Origin of the sequence: Actinotalea sp. C106 (assembly GCF_023630195.1) — a bacterium.
Classification (GTDB): Bacteria; Actinomycetota; Actinomycetes; order Actinomycetales; family Cellulomonadaceae; genus Actinotalea.
In genome coordinates this window covers 1-9353 of record NZ_JALPKN010000121.1, presented here as the reverse complement: position 1 = coordinate 9353, position 9353 = coordinate 1, and the positions used below count along the sequence as shown (strand labels likewise).

The window sequence follows — 9353 nt, the reverse complement described above, 5'->3', positions numbered from 1 at the left end:
GCCACGCCCTGAGCTCGCGGGTCGCCGTCCGCGCCGGGCCGACGAGCCCCTTGGCCTCCCCCAGCCGCGGGCCGTAGTTGACCCGGCCCTCGTTCTCGAGCACCAGGGTGACCTCGCCCGCGCGCGCCGGCAGGGTCACCGAGCGCACGCCGTCGCGTCGGCTGAGCACGCCGACGACCTCGCCGTCGTGCAGCACCAGGGCCCGGTCGCGCACCTCCGCGACGCTGAGCACGCGGTCCTCGGCCTCGACGCGGGTGCGGTAGACGGTGAACCCCGACCACTGCCCCATCTCGTCGGTGGTGGGCAGGTGGTCCCACGCCCTCAGGTGCTCGGGCAGCAGCCCGCTCAGCGGGACCTGCCGGTCGAGGCCCACCTCGAGGACCGGCCCCTCCGGCGGCGCCGCGGGGAGCTCCTCGGGCACCGGGGCGTGGCGGCCGAGCACCTCACGCATCGCGAGGTACTTCGGCGTCACGGCCCCGTGCTCGGCCAGAGGCGCGTCGTAGTCGTAGGAGGTCGTGATGGGCAGGAACCAGCCCTTGTCGTTGGCCCCGTTGGTCAGGCCCAGGTTGGTCCCGCCGTGGAACATGTAGAGGTTGACCGAGGCCCCGGTCGAGAGCAGGGCGTCCAGGTCGGTGGCGTTCGCCTCGGCGGCGGCCACGTGGTGCGGCAGCCCCCAGGAGTCGAACCAGCCGTTCCAGTACTCCATGCACATCAGCGGGCCGGTGGGCTGGTGGCGGCGCAGGGTCGCGAGACGCTCCGGGCTGCGGGAGCCGAAGGTCGCCGTGCGGTGCAGCTCGGGCAGACCGCCCCGCTCGAGCATCGCGTCGTTCGCCTGGTCGCAGGTGATGAGCGGGACCGTGATGCCGTGCTCGCGCGTCAGGTCGACCAGGGCGCGCAGGTAGTCCTTGTCGTCGCCGTAGGCGCCGTACTCGTTCTCGACCTGCACGAGGACCACGGGCCCGCCGTCGACCACCTGACGCGGGGCGACGATCGGCATGAGAGCCGCGTAGTACTCGGCGACGGCTGCCATGTAGGTGGGCTCGTGGCGGCGGATGCCGACCCCCTCCTCGGCGAACAGCCAGGCAGGCAGGCCCCCGTTGTCCCACTCGGCGCAGATGTAGGGCCCGGGACGCACGATCGCGTGCATGCCCTCGGCGGCGACGAGGTCCAGGAACCGGCCCAGGTCCCGCGGGCCGGTGGTCTCGAAGACGCCGCGCTCGGGGGCGTGGAAGTTCCACGCGACGTAGGTCTCGATCGTGTTGAGGCCCATGAGCCGCGCCTTGTGGATCCGGTCGGCCCACAGGTCCGGGTGCACCCGGAAGTAGTGCAGCGCACCGGAGAGCACCTGGCGGGGCTCGCCGTCGAGCAGGAAGTCGTGCTCACCGATCTCGAAGGTCGGCATGGTGCTCCTCACGGACGTAGGACGGCGGGGCGGGGGCGCGAGGTGCGCCACCGCCCCGCCCAGGTGGTCAGTCGACGGTGAAGCCCTGGTCGTTGCCGTAGGCGATCGAGGCCTCCTGCCAGCTGGCCAGGCCGTCGGTCAGCGGCGTGCCGGAGACGTACGCCTGGCCGACCGTGTCGTTGAAGATGCTGTTGGCGTAGACCTGGAAGGGCAGGTACTGCCACCCCTCGACGACGTCCGCAGCAGACTGCGCGAGGACCTCGTTGATCTTCTGCCCGCCGAAGTACTCGTACTCCCGCTCGAGGAACTCCTCGGACTCGAGGTCGGCGGTGGTGGCCGGGAAGCCGCCGCCGTCGAGGCGGATCTGCACGCCGTCACCGTTCGCGGCGAACTCGAGGAAGTCGTACGCGAGGGCCGCGTTGTCGTTCTCCCCGCTCTCGAGCACGGACATCGCGGATCCGCCGTTCTCAGCCGTGGCCTGCTCGCCCTCGCTCCACTGCGGCATGGGGGCGACCCGCCAGTCCCCCGAGGCGTCCGGTACCCCGGACTCGAAGTTCCCGGGCATCCACGCGCCGATGGTGAGGGTCGCGATGGTGCCGTTGCCCAGGCCCTGGTACCACTCGTCGCTCCAGGAGCTGATCGGGGCGACCAGCTCCTCGTCGACGAGCTGCTGCCAGGTCTCGGCGAAGGCCTGCGAGCCCTCGTCCGAGAAGTCGATCGTGACGTCGGTGCCGTCGACCGTGTACGGGTTGCCGCCGGCCTGCCAGATCATCGACGTGGTGAAGCCGGCGTCGCCCGTGTCGTTGGTGATGGACACGGCCGGGTCGGCCTGGTGGAGCGCGCGGGCGGCCTCGACGTACTCGTCCCACGTCGTCGGGACCTCGACGCCGTGCTCGTCGAAGACCGCGGCGTTGTAGAAGAGGGCCATGGGGCCCGAGTCGAGGGGCAGCCCGTAGATGCCCTCCCCCTGCGAGACGGCGGTCCACGGGCCCGGGGTGAAGGCGCCGTCGAGCTCGGTCGCGCCGAGGTCGCTGAGGTCGGTCAGGGCCTCGCCGATCGAGAACTGGGGCAGCGCGTAGTACTCGACCTGCGCGAGGTCGGGGACGCCCGAGCCTGCCGCGATGGCGTTCTGCAGGGCCGTGTACTGGTCGTTGCCGGTGCCCGCGTTGACGATCTCGATCGTCACGTCGGGGTTGGCCTCCATGTAGGCCTCGGCGATGGGCTCGACCGTGGGGTCCCAGGCCCAGACCGTGAGCTCGCCGCCCTCCTCGGCAGCAGCCTCGGGGTCGGCGTCGCCCTCACCGCCTCCGCAGGCGGTGAGGGTCAGGGCCAGGGCGCCGACCACGGCGGTGCCGCGCAGGGCGGCTCCTCGGGTGGTGCGTCGGGTGGTGCGGGTCATCAGGGGTCCTCTCACGTCGTCGTGGGTCGGGCACAGCGGGGTGTCGGGGCGGGGGTCGGGGGAGGTAGACGTCCGGACCGGGGCTCGGGCCGGGGAACGGGGGCGACGCTGGGGCGTCACTCCTTGACGGAGCCGGCGGCGAGGCCGGACTGCCAGTAGCGCTGCAGGAAGAGGAAGGCGATCACCAGGGGAACGATCGTCAGGACCGAGCCGGTGATCACGAGGTTGAAGATCGCCTCGCCGCCAGCCGTGGCGGCCTGGGCGTTCCAGGCGTTGAGGCCGAGGGTCAGGGGGTACCAGTCGGGGTTCTTGAGCATGATCAGCGGCAGGAAGTAGTTGTTCCACGTCGCGACCATCGTGAAGAGCAGCACCGTGACGATCCCCGGAGCCAGCAGCGGCAGGCAGATCTGGACGAAGGTCCGCAGCTCGCTCGCCCCGTCGACCCGGGCGGCCTCGAGCAGCTCACCAGGGATCGCCTCGGCCGCGAAGGTCCACATGAGGTAGAGGCCGAAGGGCGAGATGAGCGACGGGATGATGACCGACCACGGGGTGTTGGTCAGGCCCATCTGGCTGAACATGAGGAAGGTCGGCACCGCGAGGGCCGTGCCGGGCACGGCGACCGCACCGATGACGACGGCGAAGACGCCGCGCTTGCCCGGGAAGTCGAACTTGGCCAGCCCGTATCCCCCGGCGACGGCCAGGGCCGTGGCCCCACCCGCGCCGAGCACCACGTACAGGACGGTGTTGGCGAACCAGCGCAGGAAGATCCCGTCGTCGTAGCTCAGGGTGGCCGCGATGTTGCTGAACAACGCGAAGGAGTCGCCGAACCACAGCCCGAAGGAGGTGAACAGGTCCCCCTGGGTCTTGGTCGCGTTGATGAGCAGCCAGGCCAGCGGCAGGAGCGAGTAGACGAGCACGATGCCCGTGAGCACCGTGAGCAGGGGGCTGCGGCGGGGCCGCGAGCCTCGGTGGGCCCGGCGGGGGCTCGTGGGGCGGGTCTGGCGCAGCCGCGGGCCGCGGACCGGGCGCGGGGTGGTGGGGCTCTGGGTGGTCATGGCTCACGCCTCCTTGCGCATGCCGCGCAGCTGGACGACGTAGGCGATCGCCATCGTGAGCAGGCCCATGATGATGGCCACGGTGGCCGAGTAGTTGTACTGCTGCCCCGAGAAGGAGAGCGAGTACGCGTACAGGTTGGGCGTGAAGTACGTGGTGATCGCGTTCGGCGCCAGGGCCTGCAGGATGCTCGGCTCGTTGAACAGCTGGAAGCTGCCGATGATCGAGAAGATGGTCGCGATGACGAGGGCGCCGCGGATCGCCGGGATCTTGATCGCGCGGATCACCTGCCACTGCCCCGCGCCGTCGATCTCAGCGGCCTCGTAGAGGGAGGTCGGCACGGTGCGCAGCGCCGCGTAGAAGATCAGCATGTTGTAGCCCACGAACTCCCAGGTCACGATGTTGCCGATCGCGGCGAGCACCAGGTCCGGGGACAGGGGGTTGGGCAGGCTCACGCCGAGGGCGTCGTTGATGTTGCCCACCAGGCCGAACCGCGTGCCGTACATGAACCCCCACATGAGGGTCGCGACGACGGCAGGGACGGCGTAGGGCAGGAAGATCGAGATGCGGAAGAAGTCCCGCCCGTACAGGCGCCCGCTGTCGATCGCGAGGGCCACGAGCAGGGCGATGCCGAGCATGATCGGCACCTGCACGACGAGGAAGGCGCTCACGCGGCCCAACGCCGACCAGAACTGGTCGTCCTGGAGAGCCCGCTGGTAGTTCTCGAGCCCGACGAAGGTGGTGCCGCCCACGAGCTGGGTCCGGAACACGCTGAGCCAGATCGAGTAGATGATCGGCGCGAGGAACACCAGGGCGAAGACCGCCATGAACGGCCCGACGAACCCCCACCCGGACCACCTGCGCGCCTGACGACGTCGCGGGGCCACCGGCGGGGTGACGGCCACGGCCTGCGCCATGAGGAACTCCCTCGTCTCTCGGCTGTCCTGCTCGGGGGTGACAGCATTGATGTTTACGTAAACACCATCGCGTCCCGGGAACTCTTGCACCGCGGCCAGCAGGTGTCAAACCCCAGGTGACGGGCGATGGTGACGTGAACATCGGCCGCTATGCTGCGGGGGTGCCCCTGGACGACGGCGCCTCGACGGCCGCCCCACCCTCACCCGGCAAGAGCCGGTCGGGCCCCTCCATGGCCGACGTCGCCGCGCTCGCGGGCGTCTCCTCGCAGACCGTCTCGAGGGTGTCGACCGACCCGGACAAGGTCCGCCCGGACACCCGCCGTCGGGTCCAGGCCGCGATGACCGAGCTCGGCTACTCCCCCAACACCGCGGCCCGAGCCCTGCGCTACGGCAGCTTCGAGACCATCGGTCTGATCGCGCACCGCCTGGCCCGGACCGGGGAGTCCCGCACGGTCGAGGCCGTGGTCGAGGCAGCCCGACGGCACGGCTACACCGTCAGCCTGATCGACGTCCGCAGCCCGTCCCCGACGGACGTCGACGAGGCCGTCGCGCGACTCAGCCACCAGGCGATCGACGGGCTGATCATCATCCGGGCCGAGACCGCGACCCCCGCGACCCTCGCCCTCCCCCCTCGCCTGCCGGTGGTCGTCTCGGACTCCCGGTTCGTGGGTCACCACCCAGCAGTCGCGACGGACCAGACCGACGGGACGCGGCAGGCCGTCGGTCATCTGCTCGAGCTCGGGCACCGCACCGTGCACCACCTGGCCGGCCCCGAGGACTCCGCGCCGGCCGAGCAGCGGCTCACCGCCTGGCACGACCACCTGGTCGCGGCCGGTCGCGAGGTGCCCGCGCCGTGGCGCGGGGACTGGTCGGCAGGCTCGGGGTACGAGCTCGGACGTCACCTCGCCGAGGACCCCGAGGTCACCGCGGTGTTCTGCGCCAACGACGAGATGGCCGCAGGCCTCTACCGCGCCCTGCACGAGGCCGACCTGCGCGTCCCGGAGGACGTGTCGGTGGTCGGCTTCGACGACATCCCGCTGGCCGAGCACCTCTGGCCCCCGCTGACCACGGTCGCGCAGGACTTCCACCTGATCGGGCAGCTCCTGGTCGACCTGCTCCTCGAGCAGGTCCGCGACCGCAAGGACCTCGCCGACCACCGGACCCTCGTCCCGGTCGAGCTCGTGGTGCGGTCCAGCACGGCCGCGCCGCGGCTCTCGTCGCCGCGCACCTGACCCACCCCTCGCCCCTCGTTCTCGACAGCGCGCGCCGTGGCCTACGATCTCCATATGCGATCGATTCTCGTTATCAGCACTGCCCTGTGCGGCGCCCTCGCCCTCACGGCCTGCTCCACCCCCTCCCCCAGCACCCCCGACGCCGAGCCCGTCACCGCGGCCGGCTCACCCGCCGCGGTCACGAGCTGCGGCCTCGACCTCGAGCTGGCCCAGGCCCCGACCCAGGCCGTCACCCTCGAGCAGGGCGCCACCGAGGTCCTGCTCGCCCTCGGCCTCGAGGACAGCATGGTCGGGACGAGCTACCTCACCGATGCCGTCGCGCCGGAGCTCTCCGAGGCCTACGCCACCGTGCCGGTCCTGGCCGACCAGTACCCGACCGCCGAGCAGCTGCGCGGCGTCGAGCCGGACTTCGTGTACTCGATGCGGGCCTCGGCCTTCGCGACGGACGCCGTCGGACCCCGTGCCGAGCTCCTCGACCTCGGGGTCCCCGCCTACCTGTCGGCCAACGACTGCGAGGACCCGAGCCTGGTGGACGGACCGGCCGACTTCGACCGGATCTTCACCGAGGTCCAAGACCTCGCCGCGATCTTCGGGGTGCCTGAGCGCGCCGAGGAGCTCGTCGCCGAGCAGCAGGCCACCCTCGACGAGGTCACGGCCAGCGCCTCCGAGGTGCGCTCCCTCGACGTGGTCTGGATCTACTCGACGATCAACGGTGCTCCGATCGTCGCCGGCTCGACGGGCCTGCCCCAGACGTTGACCGACCTCGCCGGGGCGACCAACGCCTTCGACGACCTCGACGCCCAGTGGTCCGAGACGACCTGGGACGAGATCGCCCAGCGCGACCCCGGCGTGGTCGTGCTGGCCGACCTGTCCCGTGGCCTGCCCGGGGACAGCGCCGAGGAGAAGGCCGACCACCTGCGCGGGGACCCCGTGGCCTCCCTGCTGAGCGCCGTGCAGGCGGACCGGCTCGTGCCGATCCCCGCGACGGAGATGGACCCCTCGGTCCGCAGCATCGACGCCCTGCAGACCCTCTCGGCCGCCCTGGTCACCTTCGCCGCGGAGGAGGCCGCATGAGCGCGCCCACCACTCCTGCTCCCGCGGCGGCAGACCTGCTCACCTGGTCCCGTGCGCACCTCGACGCCTGGGACCGCCAGCAGAGCGCCTACATCACCCGGCGCGAGGAGCGCTTCGCGATGATGCTCGACGTGCTCGAGCAGGTCGCCCCCGCGGACGCCGTGGTGCTGGACCTGGCCTGCGGGCCCGGCTCGGTGAGCGCGCGGGTCCTCGAACGCCTCCCTGGGGCGACGTGCATCGCCGTCGACCTCGACCCGGTGCTCCTCGAGCTCGGCCGTCAGGCCCTCGGTGACCACGGCGCCCGCCTGAGGTTCGTCGAGGCGGACCTGTGGGAGGCGTCCTGGACCGAGGCCCTCGACGGCGCGCGCCCGCACGCCGTCCTCAGCTCGACGGCCCTGCACTGGCTCCCGGCCGACGTCCTGACCCGGGTCTACCGGGACGCGCGGCAGGTCCTCGCCCCGCAGGGCGTCCTCATGAACGCCGACCACCTGCGCTTCCGTGGCGGTCGACCGCTCTTCGAGGAGCTGAGCCGCCTGGACGACGAGGCCACCCAGGCCCGGGGCCGCGGAGAGGGGGCTCTGAGCTGGGACGACTGGTGGGCCCGGCTCGTCGCCCACGAGCACTTCGCCCCCCTCGCCGCCGAGCGTGAGCGTCGCTTCGCCGACCGTCCGCCCAACCCTGACCTGTCCCTCGCCTTTCACCTCGAGGCCCTGCGGATGGCCGGCTTCAGCGAGGCAGGCCCGATCTGGCAGCACCTGGATGACTACGTCCTCCTCGCACAGGGCTGAGACCGACGGGGCTGAGACCGACGGGCCCGGGTCGAGGCTCTGGGCACGGCCCACGGCCCTCGCGCCCTGGCACGTCGCCCTGCTGGCCGTCCTCACGCTGGCCGCGGTCGCCCTTCTCGCGATCGCGGCCGGCGGGGGCGAGGTGACCCTCGAGCAGACGGCCCGCTCCCTGGCTGCCCACCTCGGCCTGCCCGTCACCCCACCCGCTCCGCTGACCGACTCGATCGTGTGGGAGCTGCGCGTCCCGAGGGTGCTGCTGGCGGCGGTCGCCGGGGCAGGGCTCGCGGTCTCCGGGTGCGTCCTGCAGGCCGTGACCCGCAACCCCCTGGCCGAGCCGTACCTGCTGGGCATCTCCTCGGGGGCCTCGACCGGTGCCGTGCTCGTCCTGGCGACGGGCCTCGGTGCGGGGACCGTCAGCCTCGCCGGTGGGGCGCTGGTCGGCGGCCTGGTCGCCTTCGGGCTCGTGCTGCTCCTCATGGGGCCGCGAGACCCGAGCGCCAACCGGATCGTGCTCACCGGGGTGGTCGTCGGACAGCTGTTCACGGCGCTGACCTCCCTCGTCCTGCTCGGCTGGGGCGACGCCGACGCCGCACGCGGCCTGACGTACTGGCTGGTCGGCTCGCTCGCCGCGGCCCGGTGGGACGCCGTCATCCTGTGCGCCGTGGTCGCCGGGCTCGCCCTCGTCCTCTTCGTCGCCCTCGGTCCCGACCTCGACGGCCTGGCCTTCGGGAACGAGAGCGCGAGCTCCCTCGGGGTCGACGTCGGGGCCGTCCGGCTCGCCGTCCTCCTCGGTGCTGCGGCGACCACGGCCGTCCTGGTGGCCTCGATCGGCGCGATCGGGTTCGTCGGGCTGATCGTCCCGCACGCCACGCGGTACCTCGTCGGCCACCGGCACCGGGCCCTGCTGCCCACCTCGGCCGTCGTCGGGGCCCTGTTCCTCGTGCTCGCGGACACGGCCGGCCGGATCGCCCTCGCACCACGCCAGGTGCCCGCCGGGGTCGTCACCGCCCTGCTGGGCGTGCCGGTGTTCCTCGCCATCCTCCGACGCAAGGAGCGCACGTGAGCGACGGACCTGTGCACCTGCGCGCCGAGCACCTCACGGTCCTGCGGGGCGGCCGGGCGATCGTCGACGACGTCCGCCTCGAGGCGAGACCCGGCCAGGTGACGGGGCTGATCGGGCCCAACGGCTCGGGCAAGTCGACGGTGCTGCGCTGCCTCGCCGCGACGCTGCGCCCCACGAGCGGTCGCGTCCTGCTCGACGGCGCCGAGGTGGCCGGGATCCCCCGACGGCGGCTGGCCCAGGCGGTGGCCACCATGGACCAGGCGAGCGAGACCGAGCTCGACCTCACCGTCCGCGACGTGGTGCACCTCGGTCGGCTGCCGCACCGCTCACGCTGGGCCGCCGCCTCGGCCGAGGACGCCGCGGTGTGCGCCGCGGCCCTCGAGCGGGTCGACATGCGCGGCCTCGGGGGGCGGCAAGTCGGATCG

The 9353-nt window shown here is 72.3% G+C and carries 9 protein-coding genes; 5 read left to right on the top strand and 4 right to left on the bottom strand.

Annotation, left to right across the window (positions count from 1 at the left end; genetic code table 11):
* The 4 genes from L0B03_RS09675 to L0B03_RS09660 form a co-directional block, all read right to left on the bottom strand.
* Window positions 1–1402: beta-galactosidase family protein (locus L0B03_RS09675; RefSeq protein WP_250445601.1), on the bottom strand; the 1402-nt coding region annotated here is incomplete at its 3' end.
* 67 nt (window positions 1403–1469) lie between these two features.
* On the bottom strand, window positions 1470–2801 hold the full coding sequence (locus L0B03_RS09670; protein ID WP_250445600.1) for an ABC transporter substrate-binding protein: 1332 nt from the start codon (window positions 2799–2801) through the stop codon (window positions 1470–1472).
* A 116-nt stretch (window positions 2802–2917) separates the two neighbouring features.
* A complete protein-coding gene (locus tag L0B03_RS09665; RefSeq protein ID WP_250445599.1) occupies window positions 2918–3856 on the bottom strand; it encodes a carbohydrate ABC transporter permease in 939 nt (312 codons plus the stop codon).
* 3 nt (window positions 3857–3859) lie between these two features.
* Window positions 3860–4771: a carbohydrate ABC transporter permease gene (locus tag L0B03_RS09660; RefSeq protein WP_208056391.1), complete on the bottom strand. Its 912-nt coding sequence runs from the start codon at window positions 4769–4771 to the stop codon at window positions 3860–3862.
* A 167-nt stretch (window positions 4772–4938) separates the two neighbouring features.
* Here L0B03_RS09660 and L0B03_RS09655 point away from each other — a divergent pair, with 167 nt between their 5' ends.
* The 5 genes from L0B03_RS09655 to L0B03_RS09635 all read left to right on the top strand — a co-directional run.
* Entirely contained in the window at window positions 4939–6003 is a 1065-nt protein-coding gene (locus L0B03_RS09655) for a LacI family DNA-binding transcriptional regulator (protein WP_374204926.1), read from the top strand.
* A gap of 54 nt (window positions 6004–6057) precedes the next feature.
* The gene (locus tag L0B03_RS09650; RefSeq protein WP_250445597.1) at window positions 6058–7077 is read left to right on the top strand and encodes an ABC transporter substrate-binding protein; all 1020 of its coding nucleotides are present in this window, start codon (window positions 6058–6060) and stop codon (window positions 7075–7077) included.
* Window positions 7074–7865, top strand: coding sequence for a trans-aconitate 2-methyltransferase (locus L0B03_RS09645; RefSeq protein WP_250445596.1), 792 nt, complete (start codon window positions 7074–7076; stop codon window positions 7863–7865). Before L0B03_RS09650 ends, L0B03_RS09645 begins: the two co-directional genes overlap by 4 nt.
* Window positions 7837–8928 (top strand): iron ABC transporter permease, encoded by a 1092-nt coding sequence (locus L0B03_RS09640; RefSeq protein ID WP_250445595.1) that lies wholly within the window; start codon window positions 7837–7839, stop codon window positions 8926–8928. The genes L0B03_RS09645 and L0B03_RS09640 overlap by 29 nt, the downstream gene beginning before the upstream one ends.
* Window positions 8925–9353: ABC transporter ATP-binding protein (locus L0B03_RS09635; RefSeq protein ID WP_250445594.1), on the top strand; the 429-nt coding region annotated here is incomplete at its 3' end. The genes L0B03_RS09640 and L0B03_RS09635, both read left to right, overlap by 4 nt.

Coding starts and splice junctions, on each gene's coding strand:
- L0B03_RS09670 (WP_250445600.1), bottom strand. CDS start 2,801: ATGACCCGCACCACCCGACGCACCACCCGAGGAGCCGCCCTGCGCGGC.
- L0B03_RS09665 (WP_250445599.1), bottom strand. CDS start 3,856: ATGACCACCCAGAGCCCCACCACCCCGCGCCCGGTCCGCGGCCCGCGG.
- L0B03_RS09660 (WP_208056391.1), bottom strand. CDS start 4,771: ATGGCGCAGGCCGTGGCCGTCACCCCGCCGGTGGCCCCGCGACGTCGT.
- L0B03_RS09650 (WP_250445597.1), top strand. CDS start 6,058: ATGCGATCGATTCTCGTTATCAGCACTGCCCTGTGCGGCGCCCTCGCC.
- L0B03_RS09645 (WP_250445596.1), top strand. CDS start 7,074: ATGAGCGCGCCCACCACTCCTGCTCCCGCGGCGGCAGACCTGCTCACC.
- L0B03_RS09640 (WP_250445595.1), top strand. CDS start 7,837: ATGACTACGTCCTCCTCGCACAGGGCTGAGACCGACGGGGCTGAGACC.